This is a genomic window from Sporosarcina sp. SAFN-010 (assembly GCF_059415065.1).
This window is the reverse complement of record NZ_JBPFDS010000024.1, coordinates 1-22,806: the sequence shown is the minus strand read 5'-3', so window position 1 is coordinate 22,806 and position 22,806 is coordinate 1. Positions and strand designations below refer to the sequence as shown.

The following is a 22,806-nucleotide window of genomic DNA, read 5'->3' as shown; positions in this document are numbered from 1 at the left end:
ATTTTCAGAGTCAACGATGCAAAAAGACAAAAGGGATGGAAATCAACTCGATTCCCATCCCTTTTGTCTACAGTCTGCGTCGTCCATTTCATATGGACGACGTTTTTTTTCATTAACCTCACCAGATTAGGAAAGTCTGGGCGTTTGTTGCCATATAGTTGTAACAGAACACAATGAGGTGGTGAGTGGAGATGGAAAGCGCTAGAAAGATAATTGCATTGCTTGTAGGAAGTGTCTTTATAGGTATAGGATTGAACTTATTTCTAATCCCTCAGGGGTTGATGGAGGGTGGTGCGCTTGGAATCAGTCTTATTGTCCATTATGTCACGGGGACGAAAGTAGGGCTGACGTTCCTACTAATAAGTATTCCTATTTTTATGCTGACTTACTTTGTGTACAGACCCTTTTTCTATAATGGCATCCACGGTATGTTGATTTCGGCTCTTATCATAGACGTGTTTGCACCGATTAGAGAGAGTGGCGTGGCGTTTCAATTAGGGCCGGTTGTCAGTAGCGCAACAGGAGGAATCCTTATTGGAATTGGTACAGGAATTATGTTGCGCCGTGGTATTAGTATCGGAGGAACAGACTTACTTGCTCAGCTCATAGCTAAAGGGGTAAGAACGAATTCGGGTCTGATTATCCTGCTGTTTGACATCATCATTGTAACGATAGGAAGCCTGTCTGTCCCTACGGTTTCACTCGTCCTCTCGCTAATTACAGTCTGTAGTGTCGGTTTAACGATTAGTGTCATTGTTTCATGGAATACAAAAGTAGTTCAGTCAAAAGAAGTTATCAATAGACTATGAAACTTCTTCATCATGAAAAGAACTTTCTGCGGTACGGAAACTTTGATAAACATCTATGGTATTCACAAGGAACAAAAGGAATACGAGGGAACCGGAGAACCATACTAAGCCATCTCCACTTAAAGGAGAGGCTACATCCCTTCGACCTTCATACAAGGACTCGATCATAAAAGTGAATAGCTGAATGTCCAACAGCAAGGGGAATAATGTGCTTGTCCAAGCCATGTTGAGCAGTAATTTTCCTGCAGCTAACTTTTTGTTCCACATTCCGTCAGAGCTCTCATAAGCGCCTAGTACAATTTCAATAACTGTTAACAGTAGAATAATGGGGATGTAAATAGATAACGCATATTCATCAGCGCTTGTCATGTGATCACGTCCTTTTCATACAAATTGTATCCGTATTGAAAAGGATTTAGTCAAAACTAATACATATAGAACGGGAACACTCTAATTTCCATGTTATGCATCCAAAAATGAGGGTATTGGAGTAATAACTAGAGAAATGGGAGTCGTTGCCGTTGGACAAAAAGTTTTGGAAGAATCCAGTGTTTGTAATATCCGCATCTGTTATTTTCGTTTTAGTATTACTTGGTGCGGTCATGAATGAAAAATTTTCATATGTAGCAGATATGCTGTATGAATTCACTACAAGAAGTTTTGGATGGTTCTACTTGCTCGTTGTATTTGTATTAGTTGTGTTTCTGATTGGACTGGCCATAAGTAAATATGGAGCCATACGTTTAGGTGGAGATGATGAACGACCGGATTTTCCATTCTTTACATGGATCGGTATGTTGTTTTCAGCCGGTTTTGGTGTCGGTCTTGTCTTTTATGGTGTAGCTGAACCGATGAGCCATTACATCAATGCACCTGTTTCAGGGGTAGAACCTAGTACGGAAGAGGCCGCACGTGTTGCAATGGGGTATTCGTTTTTCCATTGGGGAATCTCACAGTGGGCTATTTTTGGCTTAGTTGGCCTGGTTATTGCATTTTTACAGTTCAGAAAGAAGAAAGATGGACTTATTTCAACTGCATTAGAACCTGTAGTAGGTTCAAACAAGTACTTGAAGGGTGGCATTGACTCGTTAGCGGTCATTGCAACAGTGATGGGGATTGCCACTTCACTTGGCCTTGGTGTTCTTCAGATGAGTGGAGGATTAGAGTATGCATTCGACATCAGTAATACATTCCTCGTCCAATTTTCAATCATTGCCGTTGTTTTCGTAGCGTACATGATTTCTGCATCAACGGGGTTAGATAAAGGAATTCGATATTTAGGGAATTTTAACTTAGGACTCGCGATTACGTTACTCGTCTTCTTCTTTGTGGTCGGTCCAAAGGTGTTCATATTGGACAGTTTTACGTTAGCAATCGGGGATTATATTACGAATTTCATCCAGTATAGCTTGCGTTTGCAACCCTATGGTGAAGGAACATGGGTTCAAAAATGGACGATTTTCTACTGGGCATGGACGATTGCCTGGTCACCATTTGTTGGAGCTTTTGTCGCTCGAGTTTCGAAAGGGAGAACGATTCGAGAATTCATAGTCGGTGTTATGGTCATCCCTCCCGTATTCGCGTGTATGTGGGTAGCAACACTTGGCGGCACCGCATTATATAGTGATTTGAAAAACGAGACAAACATTGCAGAAGTGGTCAACCAGGATGTCACTTCAGCTCTATTTGAAACGTTTCAACATATGCCATTAACTGGACTGCTAACATTTTTAGCAATCTTGTTGATCTTTACGTTCCTCATTACATCAGCTGACTCTGCTACATACATTTTAGCCAGCATGACGACGAAAGGTAGCTTATTCCCACCGATGGTCGTGAAAATGACTTGGGGGGTGCTCATGTCAGCAATTGCGGCTGTACTCTTATACGCAGGCGGTTTAGAAGCACTACAGTCTGCCTCCTTGGTTTCTGCATTGCCATTCGGTGTGTTTTTAATTATCATGGTATTTTCCATGGTGAAGATGTTGAAGAAAGAACCGATTACAGTAAGACCGAGAGATGTACGACGCTTTGAACGAATAGAAGCTGAGTACAATAAGAAAAAAGAACGACGAAAAGAAAAACAGAAGAAAAAGAGCTGAGGACAGAATGCTCTATCCATAAAAAAACAAGCAACCGATTCAGATTTCTGACTCGGTTGCTTGTTTTATTTTTTTGCCAGAACAAATACCTCTTTCTTTTCAGGAAGGATTAAACAGTTTAGTTGCCCACCAAATACAGCACCACCATCTATTCCTATAATGGAATTAGACCCGTAGTAGATGCTATTATCGTTCTCATCGTCACGAAATCCCTTTGTCGGTGTATGTCCGAAAATTACTGTCTTCGGTCCCTTATAGTTAGTATGAAATTCATCTCGTATCCAGATTAGTTCATAGGGATCCGTTTCATCCAAAGGTACTCCAGGTTTCACTCCCGCATGTATGAAAATCGTATCGTCTTCTTCGATATAATAAGGAAGATTGCGGATGAATTCTAAATGTCGATTGAGATGATTCGAGTAAAGATGAGGCTTTTGGAATTCTTGATCGTCAGAAAACAAAAAGGATTCCGGTTCGAATCCATAGCTTTGTAATGTCGCATCTCCACCATTTCGACCAGTCCAATTTCTCCAAATACGCTCGTTTCCATCAATCAATGATTTGACCATCATATCCTCATGATTTCCTTTGAGAGCAATCGCGCCTCCCTTGACTAACTCCATTACTTTATCGAGTGTTGCTTTTGAATCAGGTCCTCTATCTATGTAATCTCCAAGTAAAAATAGTCGATCTGTTGTAGAATTGTAGGCTGCCTTTTCTAATAATGCAGTGAGCATATCCAGTTCACCATGGATGTCACTAATGACAAGTGTCCGTTTCATAACTCTCTCCCTTTCCAACGCATATCTACACTAACAGTACGCCACATTTTCCGATAAATCAATTTCAGATAACTTGTAACTAATCTATTATATTGACGTCTGATTCGTTAAAATAGGGAGGCGAAGAGTGTGAAAAGAATTGGTATTTTGCTCAGTGTATTCTTGCTTGTTTGGTCAATGCCTCTTGAAAGAAAGGCACGTGCGTGTTCGTGTATGGAACTACCTTCTGTTTCAGAAGCTAAAGAACAGTCAGATGCTGTGTTTTTAGGTACGGTTACAGATATAGCGGATGTGAATATCCAAAGAGAAGTGACAATCGACGTACGGGAAGCCTGGAAAGGGGTAGAAACTAAAACAATCAAGATCTACACAGGTTTTAACGATGGAGATTGTGGACTGCCAATCGAAACTGGGGAAAGCTATCTGTTTTACGCAAATGATTTTAGCGAAGGGAACGATGATGGTTTTCTGACAAGCACTATATGTACTCGAACAACAGCCGAAGCGAACGCAATGGAAGATTTAAAAGAACTTGGTGCCGGGAAGAAGGAATTTACCCAAGCCGAACCAAGCTCTTCCGCTGATAGTCATTCTAGATGGATCATACTTAGTATTTTAGGTTCGATTGTTTTTCTGTTCATCCTATACTGGATAATCAGTAAAAAACGAAACTAGATTCCATTATAGGAAAGGGATAAAGCGTTGCAATGGGCTTGCAGCTGGTATGAGCTTCTCAATATCTTTCAAAGCAATTGGGAAGTAAGGGAATCCCCATACGTATGGTGTGATTTCGTATAATTGGAAATAGATAACGAGTGACGTATCCGCTAAGTAAAAGTCTTGGTCTCTTCTGATTTCAGTGAAAGGTGGATCGAGTAGATCTATATCCCACTCCTCAATCTTTTTGCGGATTCGATCAGACAAAGGCTTTTCAAAATCTTGAGGACCTAATAGATCATAGAGGGAATACCTTTTACCTGTTTGAGTATCAAACGTCATCGCTTTCACGACAGTCATTCCATGTGCACCACCAGTAAAGGAATAAGCAATAAGCGTGAGGCTCAACAAGTTTCGTTCATTTGTTTTAATCTCGAAATACACGATGAGTTCAACAAGATTCGGATCATAGTAATTTTGGTCAATGAGTAGCTGGTTTAACTCATTCCGGATTTGCGTGTTGAGACTATGTTGCACGACAGGAAGTTGGGGGAGATGGACTTCTGGATAAACAATGGAGATGGAAGGTGAAGGATTCGGTAATTGGCGCGTTGTAATAAGTACAGGTACATTTTTCAAAACATCATCCTTTCTTCAATGCATCATTTTATGCGATTCAATTCAATTCATTCCACAGCTTGTTGTTATCCAACAAAAAAAGACGGAGTACGCTTCTTGAGCGCGTGCTCCGTCTTTTCATATAGGGTTATCGTTTCTTACTAAGTTCATCGTGGATAAGATCGATATTATAGTTCAAGTATTTCACGTAGGTATCGATTTCTTCACCTGGATCACCGATTTCATCGGAATAGATGAACTTCTCTGCCATGGGTACCCCAGTTTCCTTCGAAACAGTTTCCATTGGACGAGTATCGACGTTAGACTCTACAAATAATACAGGAACTTTATGTTCTTGGATGAAGTGAACCAAGTCTTTAATCTGTTTCGGTGAACCGTTTTCTTCTGTGTCAATCTCCCAGATGTAAGCTTCTTTTAGGCCGTAATGATCGTTCATATACTGGAATGCACGTTCACTTGTTACAAGCGTGCGGTTTTCTTCAGGGATGTCATTAATTCGCTCTTCATATTCTTTGTCGAGTTCTTTCAAGCGATTTACGTACTCTTCACCACTCTGTTTGATTTTGTCGCTGTCTGTCGGGTGTTTTTCAATCAGTACTTCAGTGATCTTTTCTGCCATAAGGACACCTACAGCGGGGTCGATAAATGCGTGAGGGTTGATTTCTTCTTCACGGCCGTCTTCGTCAGTTAGGTATTTAGGTGTCACCTTTTCTGTCAGGTTGAAGATGTTTTCATCTTTCTGGTGAACAGAGTCTGTCATCTTTTTGAACCAACCTTTGTCACCGCCTTCTAAGTTCAGTCCATTATAGAACAAAACGTCAGCGTCTGTAGCTGCTTTAATGTCGTTCGGGAGAGGCTCATATTCGTGGGGATCCGTTCCCGAAGGTACCAAGTTATGGACATCGATATAATCACCGCCGATTTGGCGGGCCATGTCTGCAATGATTGTAAATGAGGTTACAACTTTCAGTTTTTCTTTTCCGTCAGGTGCAGATGCAGTATTTTTGTCGCTTCCGCATGCTGCGAGTACGAAGACTGCCATCAAAGACAATCCCATCCAAGTTACAAACTTCTTCATAAGCAAAATCTTCTCCTTTTGTTAAAAAATAAAATAGTAATCCCCCTATAGAAATGAGGGAAGTGTACTCGGCGTTCTCGTTATGCTGCAGCGTCTTGTTTTCCACGGGACTTGAACATCTGAGTGATCAATCCTTGCTGCGGTGAAAATAGGAACGCTAAAACGAAAATAGATGTTGTTGCAAGAGCGATAACCGGTCCAGATGGCATGTTGTACAAGAAACTGAAATACAAGCCGATGACTGCTGATAATGCACCAAAGAAGGATGCCAGCACTACCATAGTAGATAGTCGGTTTGTTAACAAGTATGCCGCTGAAGCTGGAGTGATAAGCATCGAAACAACTAGAATTACACCGACCGTTTGCAAGGATGCAACTGTTACAAGCGTCAATAAAAACATGATCGCATAGTGGATGAATCTTGTATTCAAGCCATACGCAGCCGCCATTGTTTCATCGAAACTGGAAATGAGGAGCTCTTTGAAAAACAGTGCAACCGTTGCGATTACGATAGCTCCGATAACAAGCGTGATCCACATATCGGAATCTCGGACGGACAATACATTACCGAATAGGATTTGGGTCAAGTCGGTGGCACTTCGGGCTTTTGTTATTAAAATGATTCCGAGTGCGAAGAATGCAGAGAAGACGATTCCGATTGCAGAGTCACTCTTAATGCGACTGTTCTGACTGATAGCACCTATACTAAATGCTGTGAGTACACCGGTTAACACGGCACCATAGAAGTAATTGATGCTGAGCATGTAGGAAATCGCGACACCTGGTAGGACTGCGTGAGAAATCGCATCACCCATCAGTGCCATTCCTCGTAAAACAATGAAGCTGCCTATTGCACCGCAAATGATACCTACCATTACGGAAGTGATAAATGCTTTTTGCAAAAATGCATAGTTCATCAGATCATGAAAAAATTCCATTACATTTGAACCTCCAAATCGTCAAACATCGTCATCGGCCGTTCATAAGCACGTGTCATATTCTTTTCACGGAATACTTGCTCAACTGGACCTGCGTCAATTAGTACGTTATTCATCAATATCAATTCATCAAAATAACTTTTCACCTTAGACAAGTCATGGTGTACGACTAGAACTGTCTTTCCTGCATCTTTAAGCTTTCTTAAAATGCCGATGATCACTTCTTCACTAGATACATCAATTCCGACAAACGGTTCATCTAGGAAGAAGTAATCCGCTTTTTGAGCAAGGGCTCTCGCTAAAAAGACCCGTTGTTGTTGACCTCCTGACAATTCACCGATTTGACGATCAGCAAAATCCTGCATGCCTACTTGTTTCAGACATTCCTCAGCCCAAGCTTTATCCGCTTTGCTAGGTCGGTGAAATAATCCGAGCTTTGGATACGTACCGAGAAGCACCGTGTCTTTTACTACAATAGGAAAGTTCCAATCGATGTTTGAACGTTGTGGGACGTATGCAATTAGCTTCCGCACCTTATCAATCGATTGCGAACCGATTTGTGTAGTTCCGCTGTCTTTTCGTATTAATCCCAGCATTGCTTTCATAAGAGTGGATTTACCCGCTCCATTCGGACCTAAAATCCCTATTAAACTGCCGGGTGCAAATGTAAATGACACATTGCTAACGACTTGCTTTCCTGAATATGAAACGGAAATATTACTTGCAGTAATCGATTCTGTCATTCCAATTCCTCCTGAACTGATAAAGTAAAGTTTCCTTTGTGCAACTTTTTGCGTAGTATGGCCTCACTTGTAAAAAGTGAAGATGGGTTTACTTATTTTTTTCACATTATGCAAAGTGTTTCGAAAGAGTTCTTAATAGTAGAATACATCAATATGTTTCCTTAGTGCAACTTTAAGTTTCCCATGTGCAACTTTTTATAGTATATTCTATGTGTGCTAGCATGTAAAGTGTAAAAACCCAGATTATTTTGAGTGGTTGTTATTTTTGCAATAAAAACCGTGATCCTGCACTCTGTTGAGTGTTTGATTGATAAATCCTACCGCGACAGGGCATCTCCTTTGAGATGTCCTGTTTGCGTTGGAGTGAACGGTCATTCTCCGGTAAACTAGAAGGAGAATGAATTGAAGAGGGGCGAACTAACTATGAAAATATTCCATACAGCTGATTGGCATCTTGGCAAAGTGTTGCAAGGTGTATCACTCATTGAGGAACAGCGTTTTGTGTTAAATCAGTTCACAGATGCCGTTAAAGAGGAGAAACCTGACGTCGTCATTATCGCCGGGGATCTCTATGACCGCTCCGTGCCACCTGCAGAGGCTGTAAGTTTGTTAGATGAATTGCTATGGAAGTTAACAGTGGACTATAAGACACCAGTTCTCGCGATTGCGGGGAATCATGATAGTCCAGCACGTCTACAATTTGGAAGTCGTCTCATGCAAGCGAACGGTCTACATATAGTGGGGAAACCTTCTGAAAGTGGAGGGGGGACTACTGTTCAATTAGAGGATGAGTTTGGCCCAGTCCAGTTTCACCTAATTCCATTCGCAGATCCATCAGTTATTCGTAACCTAACAAAAGATGAAGGCGTTGACAGTCATCATCGAGCAATGGAGTCTGTTATTCGTCAATATGGAGAGCTCGATTCTTCCATTCGTCATGTTGCAATTGCTCACGCTTTCGTTACGCCACTTGGGGAACCGGAAGAAAATACGAGTGATTCTGAACGTCCGCTATCGATTGGCGGCGCTGAATATGTAGCTGCTGATTTGTTTAAACACTTTCATTACACAGCGCTAGGACACCTGCATCAAGCAAACTTTACGGGAACAGAACAAATCCGTTATTCTGGATCGCCGATGAAGTATTCAATATCTGAAGAAAATCATCAAAAAGGATTTTTAGTCATTAAACTAGACGGAAAAGGTGAAATTGAGGTTAAAAAGAGAGCTTTAAGCCAAAATCGGGATATTAGAACGGTTAAAGCAACAATGTCAGATCTGTTGCTAGAGGCACCTAGTGAAGATTATGTGTTTGTAAAACTTTTGGATGATGCTCCAGTATTATTTCCAATGGAAAAAGTGCGTTCAGTGTATCCGAATGCTATGCACGTAGAACGTGTTGTGAATCGTTCACTGCCTGAACAAGCGACATCACGGGTTTCGGATATCGAACGGTTGGATGATCGTACGTTATTCAATTCATTTTATGAAGAAATTACTGGAGATGCACCTGATCAGGAAACGAAGACAATCGTGGAAGAAGTACTGCAGGAACTGTTAACTAAGAAGGGAGAATCATTATGAGACCGACTCGATTGACCATGACGGCGTTTGGCCCCTATCGTGGTACAGAAACGATTGACTTTACGATTCTTAAAGAGCACGGATTATTTGCGGTATCAGGTGCAACAGGTGCTGGGAAAACGACGATATTTGATGCGATTTGTTTTGCTTTATATGGACAGGCTAGCGGCGAGGATCGAACTGATATCCGTGCATTGCGAAGTGATTTTGCGCACATCGATTTGCAGACTGCAGTCGAGTTGGAATTTGTCATTCAAGATCGTACGTACCGTGTATTTCGACAAGTACCTTATACCAAAAAGGGAAATAAGAGTGAAACTAGCGGACGTACAGAGTTTTTTCAGCAAACAGATGAAGGGGAAATACCTGCTGTAGATCGTCAAATTGTTTCCGAAGTGAACAAAAAGATTGAAGAACTTATCGGGTTTACGATAGCACAATTTAGCCAAATCGTGATGTTACCTCAAGGGGAATTCAGGAAGTTTTTAACGTCTGATACGGAAAACAAAGAAACGATATTGCGTAAAATTTTTAAAACTGAACATTACCGAGAAATGGCTGAGATTTTAAAAAAGAGAAAAGATCTTGCGATGAGTGAACTAAACACGGCACGTCTTTCGATGGAACAAATTATACGTCAGTTGCCTGTGAGTCTTCCAGAGCGGGATTCGTCTCTATTTGAAACACTTCAGGCAGATTCCATCCATCCGACACGTTTAATGGATGGGTTGGAGCAAGAACGCGTGCATTACAAAACTGCTGCTCAGGAAAGCGATACACAGTATCGAAGGGCATATGAAGCGCATGAGAAAGCCCAGCAAGCATTCTATAATGGAACTGCACTCAACACTCAATTTGATAACTTAGAACGAAAGATGAGCACACTGCAACTGCTGAATTCACGTGAAACTGAACTGACTGCTGATAGAGTACGACTCCAAAAAGCAGAGGAGGCTGTTCAGCTAGAGCCAAGTGAAAGGCGCTCGGTTGAGGCGACTGATGAATTGAAAAATCGTCAGAAGGAATTACAGCAAGCGACGTTGACACTAGAATCTGCAAGGGAAGGTGCGGTTAAAGTGGAAGCGGTTTATAATGAAGAAATGCAAAAGCAACCTGAACGACAAAAAAGCGCGGAACGACTCACAACACTGCAGAACTTCTTACCGAACGTAACGCAAATTGAGGAGAAAGAACAGCAAATTTGCACCCTTCAGAAGCGCGTTGATAATGGACAGCGGGAACTTGAGGAGTTGAAGTCATCAGTAGAAGCGAAAATTGAAAATGTCCAAAACTTAAAGCTGAAGACAGAGACACTTGAATTTGAATCTGAAGGCTATGAACAAGTAGTGGATGAACTAGCGGATGCACGCAATAAGGCTGATTTACTGACGCGTCATAGTGACAGTACTAAAACAATTGAGCAACTGACTGCTGAGTTGAAGCTCAAAAAAGAGCGGATGGAAACTACCCGTAACCAGGCAAATGCAACTGAAAGTAAGTGGATTGCAAATCAAGCGGCCATTCTTGCGGAGACATTGGAGGAAGGGACGCCATGTCCAGTTTGTGGAAGTGAACATCACCCAGCAGTTCAGGTGAAACCTCAAGAGTTTCAGATAACTAAAGAACAATTAGAGTTTGATAAACAGACAGCAACACATGCATACGAACAATATAGAGCTACTGATTTACAGTTGGAAAGTATACGTACGGAAGTTACAAGAATTGAACAGCAATTGGAGGGAGCACCGAATCCTGATTCGTTACTAGTCAGTCAAGAGCACGTACAACACTTGGAGAAAAGGCTTCTTCAATTGAAGACTAATCGAGATCGTTTACCGATTATAAAACGGCAATACACAGAGGCAAATGAACAGTTGATTGGACACAAACAAGCAATTGCAGATAAAGAAAAAAGTGACTATGTCACACATGCAGAACTTAAACAAGCAAAAGCGATTCTTGATGAATCCTTGAAGACAGTCCCAGAACAGGTCCGATCAATTCAAGCGTTGCAAATGGAGATAAGAAAAGAAGAAAAAAATAAAACAACGCTTGAACGGTCTTGGGAACATGCTAGAGAGCAGCGACAGTTCGCAATGGAAGCAGTCTCTAATGCTCAAACAGCTATAGCCTTCATGATAAAATCCGCTGAAGAGGCAACAGTTAAGCAACAAACAGCAACAAGCTCATTTAATGAAGCTATTAAGGAGTCTGCTTTTGAAGATGAGACGGATTACCAACAGTGCAAACTACTTGCTGAACAGCGCACCGCACTTTCTAGGAAAATCAACGAATATGACGTTGAAATCGAGACGACAAAACAAGCGATTTCTGAATTGAAGGAGCAAGTGGCAGGAAAACAAAAAGCGGATTTAGTAGTACTTCGCAATCTTACTGAGCAAAACAAGAATGCCTACGAACAAGCGCTAACTGCGTATCATCGTGCTTCAGAGCTTGAAAAGAATGCAGCTGAACTGCACCTGAAACTGGAAGATCTAATAGGAGCGCAGAGTGGACTTGAACAAACGTGTGCCCGATTGACTGAACTGCATGACTTAGTCCGTGGGAATAATGATCGTAAACTATCATTTGAGCGATATTTGCAAACGGAATACTTAGAACGGATTTTACATGCTGCAAATGGAAGGTTAAGTGAATTGTCTAACGGTCAATTCCAGTTATTGCGAAGTGATCGTCAGGAAAGTAGGGGCCGCCAAAGTGGTTTAGGAATAGATGTATACGATGAGTATACAGGGCAGAATCGTGATGTGAAAACTCTTTCTGGTGGAGAGAAGTTCAATGCATCCCTTAGTCTAGCTCTTGGAATGGCTGATGTAATTCAAAGTTTCCAAGGTTCGATTTCAGTAGAAACAATGTTCATCGACGAGGGCTTCGGTTCACTGGATGAAGAATCCCTGCAAAAAGCAATTGATACACTTATCAGTCTACAAAAAGCAGGCAGGATGATTGGTGTTATTTCTCACGTTGCTGAATTGAAAGAAGCGTTTCCGGCCGTTTTGAGGGTGGAAAAAACAAAAGAAGGACACAGTTATACCCGTATTGAAATTCACTAAATACTCTTGTTAACCTATACGTTTGTTCAAATCGCGACTTGCTTTTTTTGGAGTCGCGGTTTATGATGAGGTTCTGCAATATATCGCATACGTTTTCAGTCATCTTAGGAGGTATTTCAATATGGATCGGAAGTTACCATTTTCATCTTTAGTCGTCATTGGAACGATGTTATTCGCACTTTTCTTTGGCGCAGGAAATCTAATTTTCCCTGCTCAGCTTGGTCAGGAAGCAGGTACGAATTTTTGGCCAGCAGTCATCGGGTTTCTTATTACAGGGGTTGGATTACCTTTTCTAGGAATTCTAGCAATCGGTTTTTCTGGTAGTGCCAACTTGCAGGACCTCGCAAGTCGCATTCATCCCCTGTACGCGATTTTGTTCACGTCGGCGCTTTATTTAACAATTGGACCATTTTTCGCAGCACCACGAACAGGAGCTGTTGCGTTTGATATCGGGATTGCACCGTTCTTGAATGGGGCTGATCCATTGATTCCGAGACTAATATTTACTGCGTTGTTTTTCGGAATTACAATTTGGCTGTCGTTGAATCCACAAAAGATTGCCGATCGGGTCGGAAAGATTTTGTCGCCGGCTATTATTATCTTGCTACTTGTTTTGTTAGTAGTCGCATTATTTTCACCGATGGGCACATTCCAAGCACCTAGCAGCACATACCTTTCAGGTGCATTTGGTAACGGGTTTACGGAAGGCTACAATACAATGGATGCTTTGGCCTCTCTGGTCTTCGGAATTATCGTTATTACGATTGTCCGCTCAATGGGCGTGCAATCTAAAAAGGGGATTGTCTCGGCTACTTTTAAGACGGGAATTGTTGCTGCAGGATTCTTAGGAATCTTGTATGTAGGAATCGCGTATCTTGGTGCAAGTAGTGTTAGTTCACTTGGTGTGATGGATTCGGGAGGAGCAGTCTTAACATCTGTTGCCACTCATTATTTCGGACAAGCTGGTCTTGTGTTACTTGGAGTTGTCATTTTACTAGCGTGTCTAACTACAAGTATTGGCTTAATGACAGCATGTGGAGAATACTTCCACACTCTCATTCCTGCATTGTCATACAAAGTGATCGTTATCACATTTACGGTATTCTGTTTCATCGTCTCGAATATCGGGTTGAATAACATCATTACGTATTCAGTTCCAGTGTTACTATTTTTATATCCGCTTGCGATCACGCTCATGCTTCTCACATTTGTTTCGCCACTCTTTGGTCACGCACGTATTGTTTACGTTGCAGTAACAATCGTAGCGATGCTTATCAGTGTAGTTGATGGGCTGGCTGCACTGGCAGATACACTGCCAGGTGGACAGTTAGGGAAAATGATCGAACCTATTACAGCGTTCTACGGAAAAGTGCTTCCGTTGTATGAGAATGGTCTAGGTTGGTTAATTCCTACATTGATTGTCATAGTTGTGTTTGGTGTAATTGCTCGAGTGACAGGCATGAATTCTAAACAGTCGCTGAGCACAGAAGAATAATTTCTACAAGATGATGCTACAAAAAACTAATAGTAGAACTTGAAAAACCGGTCCCCCTAAATAGTAGGGAGACCGGTTTTTAGTTGTTCAGCGATTGGAATTCGTTAATGGCACGTAGCCAATTCCCTCGCATAATAGCTGATGCTTGGTCAGCACGATTGTGTTTTAACATATCGATGATTTCTTCATGCTCATCAATGGACTGCTCTGTCAAAATGATGGAGTTATGAAAGAAAAGTCGTCTAACGTGCACTTGAAGTGAAGACGTAATCGATGTGATATACGTGTTTGCTGCAGCGTCAACGATGACCTGATGAAAAGATTCATCAATTTTTAATGCTGAAAAATAGTCTTCGTTTCGTACAGCTTCAGCAAATTCTTTGTTAAGGCTACTCAACACATCTATCGTCTCTTTTGAAATGGTAGGTGCAGCTAACTCTGCCGCAAGCGCCTGCATTGCAGCTAGTGGTGGCAACAAATCATTGATGGAATCCCGTTCGACTTCTGTGACTTGAGTGGCTTTTCCGGGATACATTTTAACGAACCCTTGAACCTCCAAAAGTTGAAGGGATTCGCGTATGGGGGTTCGGCTCACGCCAAGAGCTTGAGCTAGTTCGCTATCTATTAATTTCTCTCCAGGCTTCAACGTCCCATCAATAATCCATTGCTGGAGCTGGTTGAATGCGCTTTCTTTTGCAGTTTGACGAGCTGGTTTTGTATGGTTTTGAGGTATTGGCATTCCGTTCACCGTCCTGATTTGACTTTCTAAGTCTACTATACATTACTTTCCTGCTAGAGTGAACAACTTAAGATGAATCTTTGCGACAACTGTAATAATCAACTTTTAATTGTCATGGGAATGGTGGTTAGCTGTAATCTTTCTGTAATATTGGGCTGTTAACCTATACACAGACTTAAAAACAAGGGAGCGGAGCTTTTGAAGAAACTAATTTTCACGTTTATCTTAGCTACGGCACTAATGGTCAGTGGAACACATGAAAGTTCAGCAGCAGCGTCTACGTACAAAGTGAAAAAAGGCGACACACTATATAAGATTTCACGGATGCACAATGTTTCTGTTAACAACTTAATGAAATGGAACGGTATCAAATCTTCAGTGATTTACCCGAACCAAACATTGAAATTAGTAAGCGGTGGTTCAACAACAGCTGCAAAGAAACCGGCTAAAAAGCCATCACGTTCAGACAATGACACTGTGAAAAAGGAGTTCATGGCGAACTCATCAGCATACACGGCTTCTTGTAAAGGTTGTTCTGGAATTACAAAAACAGGACTCAACTTGAAAAAGAATCCTTCATTGAAAGTAATCGCAGTAGATCCTCTAGTGATTCCACTAGGTTCTAAAGTACACGTCGAAGGTTACGGATATGCAGTTGCTGGAGACATTGGCGGTGCTATCAAAGGAAATCGTATCGACGTATTCATGGCATCACATAGTAAAGCGATCCAGTGGGGACGTAAATCCGTACGGGTGAAAGTTTTAAACTAATCTTATGAGAATTTGACCAACCGATTTATCGGTTGGTCTTTTTTATTCCCTAAATGGTACACTACTAATCATAAAGGAGTGATATTTGTGGATGTTTATATCGTAACTGGGGCTTCAAAAGGAATTGGGGAAGAATTATATGAACAAATTCGAGAAACGGATTCACTAGTATTTGGAATTGCACGTAGCAATTCAAAGGGCTATGAAAACTTTGTAGAAGTCGATTTAACGAGTCGAGGGGCTAGGCAAGGACTGATGGAGCGGTTGTTGACTCCTTATCTTGCAACAGCTGAATCATTTACACTCATTAATAACGCAGGCACAGTAGAACCAGTAGGGAAGGTTGGAGGGCTGTCAACAGATGCTCTTCAGCAAGCTATTGAATTGAATTTGACAGCTCCAATTGAATTGTCCAATGAATTCATTGGTGTGTTGAGTAAGTCTAAGGCAAAAAAACAAATCATTAATATCTCTTCAGGCGCTGGCCGTAATGCGTATGAAGGATGGGGAATATACTGCACGACGAAAGCGGGACTAGATCGGTTTTCAGAAGTTGTCCGGTTAGAGCAACAGCGTGTTGAATATCCGGTAGGGATTGTCTCTATAGCACCTGGAATTATCGATACTGGTATGCAAGAGACAATACGTTCAAGTGATGTGGGTGGATTTCCAATGCTTGAGCAATTTATCAATTATAAAGAAGAAGGCAAGTTAAGAAGCGCAGAAGCGACTGCAGAGTTGCTAATTGAGTGGATGGAGAAAGAGGATTTGACTACAACTGACGTGCTGGCACGACTTGGTTGAGGAACGTCCCATCATGAGTGACATGGAAAGAGCATTGCGAAAAGCAATGCTTTTTTTGTTGGATATAAACCAAAATATGATTTGGGATTAGTTGGCGATATGGTATAGTTGGGTAAAAGTGAGAGTTTCTGAAATTTCTGTAGTCGATATGAAAAATCATATAGTGACCTAATATTTATGAATTGCAAGACGCACTTTTTTATCGAAAGAAAAAATGACAACAGACTCTTTTTTGCTAAGGAGAAATTCGATGAAGAAAGCAATTTTTATTAGTTTTCTAATATTGATAGTTGTAAGTACTTCTGGATGTTTGGTGGCAATAAAAGGTCAAAAAATAACGATTCAAAAACAAGCAGGTGAAGAACCGAATTTTGAGCCTTTCAGAGAAGTTACAAAAAGGAAAGACGTCAAAGATGCAATCCGCATAGTGAAAAATGCGGAGTGGCATAAGTTAGAAGAGGAACGACCACACGCAGCTGATTACCAATTTCAATTTCCTTTTAAAGATGATGCGGATGACAAAATAGCTTCCTATTCACTTTGGATAAACTCGGAGAGAGAATTCTTGGAGATTGTCACCGATACGTATGAATATGTCCAATTGTCAAAACAAGATTCGGCTTCGTTATATCGGATTTTGATAGGGGAAGAGTTAAATTTAAAATGAGGGAAAAGTTAACTAACGTAGCTGATGTTTTGAAATCGTGGAGGTCTAATAATTTTGGGCTATCAAAAGGTAAATGTGAGTTCAGAGCGGAAGAGAGTTTTTAAGATTATTGTTAAATTCTTGGCAGTAATTAGTTTGTTATTCGTTGCGTTAGTAGGTTACGGAGTCTATTGGGCTTTCTTTGATATGAATCGTTTGCCTGAAGGAGAGTTTCTTACTGAAGAGATATCACCTAATGGGGAGTATACGCTAAAAGCATATGTGACCAATGGGGGAGCCACTTCGTCGTATTCAGTTCGAGGGGAATTGGTATTCAATGAAAAAAAGAACAAGACGAAAAATATCTACTGGGACTATCGTGAAGAGAGAGCGGAAATCGCTTGGAGGGATAATCATACGGTAGTTATTAATGGACATGAGTTGGATGTACGCAAAGACAAGTATGATTATAGACGTCAATGATGATCGTTTTCAGATGGGATTCCTTATTGCAACTAAGATAGTTCATAGAAAATGCAGGATAAGGAGATTATCAATATGAAAAAAATAGCAGGTATTGTCTTTATCCTATTATTTTTCATGACTTTATTAATTAATTACAATCAAAATATCAAAGGCGATAAGTATTACATTTATAGTAGTCATCATAACTCAACAGAGGAAAGCAGAGCTTCTTTGTTTAGTTGTCTCAAAAAAGAAGAAGTTGAATACAAGATAGATGAGAAGAATAATATTTTAATTAAACATAAAGATGCGGATACAGCTGTTGGAAGATGCGCATAAATACAGTCATTGATTTTCTTTGAATAATGGTTACATACTCCATCAAAAGAAATGTTCTGAGCTGATTAAATAAGGAGGAGCGAAATGAAGAAAGTATTTGAAGCAATATATGATGGTCACCATATACAAGTGGAAAATAGATGGTTTGCTGGTGAAAAGTTGTATGTAGATGGAGAATTGCAGGATGAAAATATAGGCTTGGCTCTTAGAGGGACTCTAAATGGGAAAGTAAGAACTAATAACAATGAATTCAAGAGCATAAAAGTGACTCTCGGAGGATTTTTTAGTATTCAATGTAAAATTTTCATTGATAATGCATTAGTTTCCTCATATAAAATTTAAATAATTCGATTGCTATTTAGATATTAGAAATAGGTAATGTTGATGCATACAACAACTTCCACCAAAGATGCCAGATAACTGACGATGAAGACTGTTGCTTTCCACTTCAGACGGCACGCTTTCCGAGGGAGCCTCCTCGGTCGCGAAAAGCACGCGCCCTGTGGGGTCTCAAGACGCATGCTGATCCCTTCGGAGTCGGCCGTCTTCCACTACAAGCAACAGAGTATATTTTATAAAATAGTTTAATTTTCAATAGGTCCATTTAAATAAATTAGGATGGTAACTATGAAAATAAATTTAAAACCACCAAACACTTCAGGTTATTTTACTGTTAGGGAGTGATTAAATGAGAGAATTATTTATTTTCTTTATATTATTATTTTTTCTTTCAGGGTGTGGCGAATATTCTCCTTCTAAGCGTGATGTAGTCAATATCCACGGAAACATAGAAAATCTTAGATTACTTGAAAAATTTACAGAAGATGTTTCTATTAATAAGGCCAGTGAAGTACGAGTAGTAAATTACACTGATGAAGGCGATCCAATTATTCATGATTTAAACTATTCCAATGATAAGTTAACCTCGACAATCGATACAAGAGCTGATGAATTTGGGAATCAATTAGTAAAAGAAGATGTATGTGAAAGCATAAAGAAAATAGACGAAAATAATCAAACGATCTATCAATTAGAGGGATGTAAATGCATTGAAGAAGGAATAAATGTTACTCATATTATTAATGATTAATGATGAAACTTATTTAAATGTACTTCAATACCTTAAAGAGAGTGTTGAATGAACATTACTTACTCTTTCGGGGGGGAATGGCATAGTGTTATGTCAGAAACGGGCCACTATGCTGCATGATAACCGATGCTTTCCGTTCCGGCGCACGCTTTCCGGAGGGCGTGGCTTGAGCCGCTTCCTTCGCTTCGCTACGTCCAGGGTCTCAAGACTCACGCTGATCCTCCCGGAGTCGGCGCCTATACTCCAAGCAACGGAGCGTAGTTATTATAAAGAAGGTATTCAAGAATCGGGCCATTTTGCTGAATATGAAATGGCTATTTATTAACCATATAGGGTCTAAACTTATACTAGGATAGGTGGAAAATGATTTCAGTTGATAGAAAATTAAGGTTAAGGGATTTGGAAATTTTTCGCTTTTTAAAAGATAATGTAGTATTAGCTTATGTCATCATCGAAGATACTCGGAAACCTCATACAGAGGAAGTCAAAAAGCTAGATCCTCTTTGTTTCTTAGACGAAGAAGACTTGAATGAAATAGTTAATGTGTTTAAAATTTACTTTTTAAGTGATGAACCTTTAAAAAGAAATGATTCCGTTATGTTAAGAGAGTTTTTCGGGAATTAGTTAACAATAGTTCTTTTACTAATTACATTACACAAGAATATGTAGATGAAAAATTATACGAGTATGCAGACGATATTTGCAAAACTGAAACTTATCAAAGGATGTTGGAGGTCGTGGGATCTTCATACAGAATCCGAGATATCAATACTGAAAGTTGGTTGCATTTATCTCAAGACTAATCCGCTGAAGACACGATTAACGAATTCCACTGAAACTATCAAGTCCTTTAGTCACCGATACCACTGCAATCGGGGGGGGGTTCTGTGACACCACTATGTCGCAATAGGGCCAATTAGAGAAGGAGAGTGATAACTATGCACGTATATGATGAAAAGGACTTACCGTGGTATCTACGAGATACACCGTTCTTTATCATATCCTTTCTTTTTGTGCCTATATCCTTGATTATATTGATTGCTAAACGGAAGCAAATATACAAGGAAACAATGTCTGATAGACTTTTTATAGCAGGGATGTTCACGTTTCTATTTATGCTGAAATTTCTACCTAGCAATGTATATACAATCATAATAGCTGTTCTGCTATATCTTTTTACTGGATTCTTACTGGTGATGAAGCTAATTATTACTGACAAAAGTAATAATTGATTTTAAATAAGTTACTAATGCTTTTATACTGCTATCGGGGGCGATTGTGTTATAAGTGATTTCGTCTATATCGCAAACTGGCCATTTGGCGTTCCGAAACTTTAGTAACTTACTCGATTAAGACAGTGCGGGAGGAAGTTAGGGGGGATTAAATGAAGAATACAACTAACTTGAAAACTATAAACAGGAGTATTTTCATATTAGTTGTATTGACGGCGGTTATTACTGCAATTCTCACACTATATGACCTATATAATACCCCTGCCTTTGGTGAAGCTGCACAATCTCGTGCAGAATTCCGTTGGGGAGCACTCCAGATTATTATCTTGATCGTCATATTTGTCATTTCTGTTCCTTTAGCAATAAGTTGGAAGCATTTATTCCCGTTTAACATTCCTATTGCTATTATTCTGATTGGTTTTTGTTATGAATTATTTTTTCTTACATTCACGACTGGATGGGTCGGTTTTCAAGGCACATTTGGATTCCTTATCGCTTTCTTAATAGGGATGATTTTAATAATTTCTTATTTAATTTCTTTTCTTATTCAACGTTTCAGAACTACAAATTAAACTTAGTCATTTTAATGATTTAATAACACCCTTATCTGCTACTGGTGACAAAACATGTGCTAATTAACTTCTGCAAACGGGGGCAGTTGAGATAGATTGACTGTGCCTGAAACAGGCCATTTACATGCGAAATAGAGGGGGTACGATCATGAGTTATAAATCTAGCTTTGCATATATCCTGATTTCAATCTCACTGCTAATTACAGTTTTTATAATTGTTAAACCAGATATACTAATCCCCGCGGGCTATGATGTAGCCATTGATGGATATGTAATATCAAGAACTCTAATGATCATCTTCGGTTTGTATTCTTTACTTAAATTAGGTCTTTTTTTAGCGGATCACAAGAGAGTTTGATCCATCCTTGTCCCCGTATCGGGGGCTATTCACTAATAAGATCCGTTCTTCAAACGGTCCATTTAACGGTATAGCAAAACTATAGTATTTTGCGCCTAAATAACTTTGAACACTATGAGGAGGGGGATTTGTTGAAGGTTGCATTCTTTGATAGAGATGGAACTATAATTGATGATTATCCTGACCATAAATGGACAAATATTAAACGACCGATATTTCTTGATGGCGCCATTCGAACAGTAAAAGAGGTCCTAAATAAAGGGTATAAAATTATCATAGTAACCAATCAATACATAATAAACGCGGGCTATATTAAAGAAGAACAATACCAAGATATAACCAAACAAATGCTTATGGAACTAAAGAGTAATGATATTGACATTCATGATATTTATTATTGTCCTCATGCGAAAACGAATGGTTGTTATTGTATTAAACCGAGAATAGGTATGATACGGCAAGCATTAAAAGAGTATCCCGACATTGATTTGTCTAAGTCTTTCATGGTTGGAGACTCAGCTGTTGATGTAGAGTTAGCAATGAACATGAAAATAAAAGGTTTTGGTATCGGGATTGGTTCTGAATATGACGACAAAAAAATTATACAAATAGAAAAGATAAAAGACTTAATTAACAATCTTTAGAGTTCAGTTGAGATTTTTAAATCAATGCAACTGTATGGGGGCAATTCTCGAACAAGGATTGCTCCCTTTTCAGTAAAAAGGCCAATTGAATAGGGAAGGAATAAATAATAATATGAAGCGCAAAAAGAAACCAATGAAATACATTTTTTACATTGCAATTGTTTTTGTGGTATTACTCGCAATAGGACTCTTCTTTCCCACTTGGACATCGAATATAAAAGGTGATACTAGTATAAGTACATTAGAACAAGTAGAGATAAATGGATCTAATCATGAAATTATGATACGTGGGGCTAATAAGAATAACCCAATCATAATTGTTGTACATGGAGGACCAGGTTCCCCGGAAATACCGTACGCTGTTAAATACCAAGACTTATTGGAATCAAATTTTACGGTTGTTAATTACGATCAAAGAGCAAGTGGGAAGTCGTATCACTTTTTTGAAGACTACTCCAATCTATCAACGGATTTATTGGTGGATGACCTTTTAGCGTTGACGGACTACATATCGGAGCACCTAGGTAAAGATAAGGTTATCCTGATGGCTCATTCCTCCGGTACATACATTGGTATGCAGGCGGCCAATAAATCCCCAGAGAAATATGAAGCGTATGTAGGAATTGGGCAGATGAGCGATACAGTGGAAAGTGAGAAAGAAAGTTTAAATTACTGTATCACCCAAGCTGAAAGATCAGGCAATACTGATGATGCTGAATATCTACAAGGATTAACTGAACAGATTGAAAGTGGCGATATAGTCACCCCTAGAGAATATGTGATGAAGTACGGCGGCTCTACTAGAAGCATTGATAACCCAGATGGTGATATTTTGGGGGCACTATTTAGCAACGAGTATAATTTGTTAGATGTCATTCGTTATAACTATGCGATGGGCTACTCACAAGGGAAATTAGTAAATCATATGCTGGAAAATCCATTACCAAATATCGTATCAAAACTTGACATACCTTTATATTTTATCATGGGGAAATATGATTATATGACTTCTTCTTATGCAGCAAAAAAATATTTCGATACGATTTTGGACGAACATAAGAATTTTATTACTTTTGAGAAGTCAGCTCATTATCCACAATTTGAAGAAAAGGAAAAGTTTAATGAATGGATGTCAGATACATTTATTAATGAAAATAAATAAGATACACTGGCTTGTCAACATTAAATCGGACAATTTTTATAAGGTCCCTAATCGGTACTCAATAGGCGTTAGATAATCCAGCG

General features: G+C 39.7%; 24 protein-coding genes. 17 read left to right on the top strand and 7 right to left on the bottom strand.

The window, feature by feature from the left end:
* Positions 1 to 191 precede the first annotated feature (191 nt).
* A complete protein-coding gene (locus ACR65F_RS17365; protein WP_039044495.1) occupies positions 192 to 809 on the top strand; it encodes a YitT family protein in 618 nt (205 codons plus the stop codon).
* Here ACR65F_RS17365 and ACR65F_RS17360 read toward each other — a convergent pair.
* Positions 804 to 1,178 (bottom strand): hypothetical protein, encoded by a 375-nt coding sequence (locus tag ACR65F_RS17360; protein ID WP_125102775.1) that lies wholly within the window; start codon positions 1,176 to 1,178, stop codon positions 804 to 806. The two genes, ACR65F_RS17365 and ACR65F_RS17360, sit on opposite strands and share 6 nt — an antisense overlap.
* A gap of 152 nt (positions 1,179 to 1,330) precedes the next feature.
* Here ACR65F_RS17360 and ACR65F_RS17355 point away from each other — a divergent pair, with 152 nt between their 5' ends.
* Positions 1,331 to 2,911, top strand: coding sequence for a BCCT family transporter (locus ACR65F_RS17355; protein ID WP_440505206.1), 1,581 nt, complete (start codon positions 1,331 to 1,333; stop codon positions 2,909 to 2,911).
* A gap of 65 nt (positions 2,912 to 2,976) precedes the next feature.
* Here ACR65F_RS17355 and ACR65F_RS17350 read toward each other — a convergent pair whose 3' ends face one another.
* Positions 2,977 to 3,693 (bottom strand): metallophosphoesterase, encoded by a 717-nt coding sequence (locus tag ACR65F_RS17350; protein ID WP_440505205.1) that lies wholly within the window; start codon positions 3,691 to 3,693, stop codon positions 2,977 to 2,979.
* 129 nt (positions 3,694 to 3,822) lie between these two features.
* On the opposite strand from ACR65F_RS17350, the gene ACR65F_RS17345 reads away from it, so the two are divergent.
* Positions 3,823 to 4,368 (top strand): hypothetical protein, encoded by a 546-nt coding sequence (locus tag ACR65F_RS17345; protein WP_440505204.1) that lies wholly within the window; start codon positions 3,823 to 3,825, stop codon positions 4,366 to 4,368.
* Between the two features lie 6 nt (positions 4,369 to 4,374).
* On the opposite strand, the gene ACR65F_RS17340 is transcribed toward ACR65F_RS17345, so the two are convergent.
* From ACR65F_RS17340 to ACR65F_RS17325, 4 genes are all read right to left on the bottom strand, one after another.
* Positions 4,375 to 4,989: a DUF3298 and DUF4163 domain-containing protein gene (locus tag ACR65F_RS17340; RefSeq protein ID WP_039044490.1), complete on the bottom strand. Its 615-nt coding sequence runs from the start codon at positions 4,987 to 4,989 to the stop codon at positions 4,375 to 4,377.
* A 127-nt stretch (positions 4,990 to 5,116) separates the two neighbouring features.
* A complete protein-coding gene (locus ACR65F_RS17335; protein ID WP_125102773.1) occupies positions 5,117 to 6,067 on the bottom strand; it encodes a metal ABC transporter solute-binding protein, Zn/Mn family in 951 nt (316 codons plus the stop codon).
* Between the two features lie 80 nt (positions 6,068 to 6,147).
* On the bottom strand, positions 6,148 to 7,005 hold the full coding sequence (locus ACR65F_RS17330) for a metal ABC transporter permease (protein ID WP_039044488.1): 858 nt from the start codon (positions 7,003 to 7,005) through the stop codon (positions 6,148 to 6,150).
* Positions 7,005 to 7,748: a metal ABC transporter ATP-binding protein gene (locus tag ACR65F_RS17325; protein WP_039044487.1), complete on the bottom strand. Its 744-nt coding sequence runs from the start codon at positions 7,746 to 7,748 to the stop codon at positions 7,005 to 7,007. The genes ACR65F_RS17330 and ACR65F_RS17325 overlap by 1 nt, the downstream gene beginning before the upstream one ends.
* Before the next feature lie 423 nt (positions 7,749 to 8,171).
* On the opposite strand from ACR65F_RS17325, the gene ACR65F_RS17320 reads away from it, so the two are divergent.
* The 3 genes from ACR65F_RS17320 (at position 8,172) to brnQ (ending at position 13,901) form a co-directional block, all read left to right on the top strand.
* Positions 8,172 to 9,332 (top strand): exonuclease SbcCD subunit D, encoded by a 1,161-nt coding sequence (locus ACR65F_RS17320; protein WP_440505202.1) that lies wholly within the window; start codon positions 8,172 to 8,174, stop codon positions 9,330 to 9,332.
* Positions 9,329 to 12,406, top strand: coding sequence for an AAA family ATPase (locus ACR65F_RS17315; protein ID WP_440505201.1), 3,078 nt, complete (start codon positions 9,329 to 9,331; stop codon positions 12,404 to 12,406). The genes ACR65F_RS17320 and ACR65F_RS17315 overlap by 4 nt, the downstream gene beginning before the upstream one ends.
* Before the next feature lie 121 nt (positions 12,407 to 12,527).
* Positions 12,528 to 13,901, top strand: coding sequence for a branched-chain amino acid transport system II carrier protein (gene brnQ, locus ACR65F_RS17310; RefSeq protein WP_440505200.1), 1,374 nt, complete (start codon positions 12,528 to 12,530; stop codon positions 13,899 to 13,901).
* Between the two features lie 79 nt (positions 13,902 to 13,980).
* Here the strand turns inward: brnQ and ACR65F_RS17305 are convergent, their stop codons facing one another.
* On the bottom strand, positions 13,981 to 14,640 hold the full coding sequence (locus tag ACR65F_RS17305) for a GntR family transcriptional regulator (RefSeq protein WP_440505199.1): 660 nt from the start codon (positions 14,638 to 14,640) through the stop codon (positions 13,981 to 13,983).
* Between the two features lie 198 nt (positions 14,641 to 14,838).
* Here ACR65F_RS17305 and ACR65F_RS17300 point away from each other — a divergent pair, with 198 nt between their 5' ends.
* The 11 genes from ACR65F_RS17300 (at position 14,839) to ACR65F_RS17250 (ending at position 22,723) form a co-directional block, all read left to right on the top strand.
* Positions 14,839 to 15,411: a 3D domain-containing protein gene (locus tag ACR65F_RS17300; protein WP_039044482.1), complete on the top strand. Its 573-nt coding sequence runs from the start codon at positions 14,839 to 14,841 to the stop codon at positions 15,409 to 15,411.
* A gap of 87 nt (positions 15,412 to 15,498) precedes the next feature.
* Positions 15,499 to 16,215, top strand: coding sequence for an SDR family NAD(P)-dependent oxidoreductase (locus ACR65F_RS17295; RefSeq protein WP_440505197.1), 717 nt, complete (start codon positions 15,499 to 15,501; stop codon positions 16,213 to 16,215).
* A 250-nt stretch (positions 16,216 to 16,465) separates the two neighbouring features.
* Positions 16,466 to 16,882: a YhfM domain-containing protein gene (locus tag ACR65F_RS17290; protein ID WP_440505196.1), complete on the top strand. Its 417-nt coding sequence runs from the start codon at positions 16,466 to 16,468 to the stop codon at positions 16,880 to 16,882.
* A gap of 75 nt (positions 16,883 to 16,957) precedes the next feature.
* Positions 16,958 to 17,344 carry a DUF5412 domain-containing protein gene (locus ACR65F_RS17285; RefSeq protein ID WP_440505208.1) on the top strand — a complete coding sequence of 129 codons (387 nt, stop codon included), beginning with the start codon at positions 16,958 to 16,960 and terminating at the stop codon, positions 17,342 to 17,344.
* A gap of 75 nt (positions 17,345 to 17,419) precedes the next feature.
* Positions 17,420 to 17,665 carry a hypothetical protein gene (locus ACR65F_RS17280; protein WP_440505195.1) on the top strand — a complete coding sequence of 82 codons (246 nt, stop codon included), beginning with the start codon at positions 17,420 to 17,422 and terminating at the stop codon, positions 17,663 to 17,665.
* Between the two features lie 84 nt (positions 17,666 to 17,749).
* Positions 17,750 to 18,007: a hypothetical protein gene (locus ACR65F_RS17275; RefSeq protein WP_440505194.1), complete on the top strand. Its 258-nt coding sequence runs from the start codon at positions 17,750 to 17,752 to the stop codon at positions 18,005 to 18,007.
* A gap of 346 nt (positions 18,008 to 18,353) precedes the next feature.
* Positions 18,354 to 18,755: a DUF4362 domain-containing protein gene (locus ACR65F_RS17270; RefSeq protein ID WP_440505193.1), complete on the top strand. Its 402-nt coding sequence runs from the start codon at positions 18,354 to 18,356 to the stop codon at positions 18,753 to 18,755.
* A 363-nt stretch (positions 18,756 to 19,118) separates the two neighbouring features.
* The gene (locus tag ACR65F_RS17265) at positions 19,119 to 19,379 is read left to right on the top strand and encodes a hypothetical protein (RefSeq protein ID WP_440505192.1); all 261 of its coding nucleotides are present in this window, start codon (positions 19,119 to 19,121) and stop codon (positions 19,377 to 19,379) included.
* A 760-nt stretch (positions 19,380 to 20,139) separates the two neighbouring features.
* Positions 20,140 to 20,559, top strand: coding sequence for an RND transporter (locus ACR65F_RS17260; protein WP_440505191.1), 420 nt, complete (start codon positions 20,140 to 20,142; stop codon positions 20,557 to 20,559).
* A 489-nt stretch (positions 20,560 to 21,048) separates the two neighbouring features.
* Positions 21,049 to 21,561 carry a D-glycero-alpha-D-manno-heptose-1,7-bisphosphate 7-phosphatase gene (locus ACR65F_RS17255; RefSeq protein WP_440505190.1) on the top strand — a complete coding sequence of 171 codons (513 nt, stop codon included), beginning with the start codon at positions 21,049 to 21,051 and terminating at the stop codon, positions 21,559 to 21,561.
* Positions 21,562 to 21,673: 112 nt separating this feature from the next.
* On the top strand, positions 21,674 to 22,723 hold the full coding sequence (locus ACR65F_RS17250) for an alpha/beta fold hydrolase (RefSeq protein WP_440505189.1): 1,050 nt from the start codon (positions 21,674 to 21,676) through the stop codon (positions 22,721 to 22,723).
* The last annotated feature ends 83 nt before the right edge of the window (positions 22,724 to 22,806 follow it).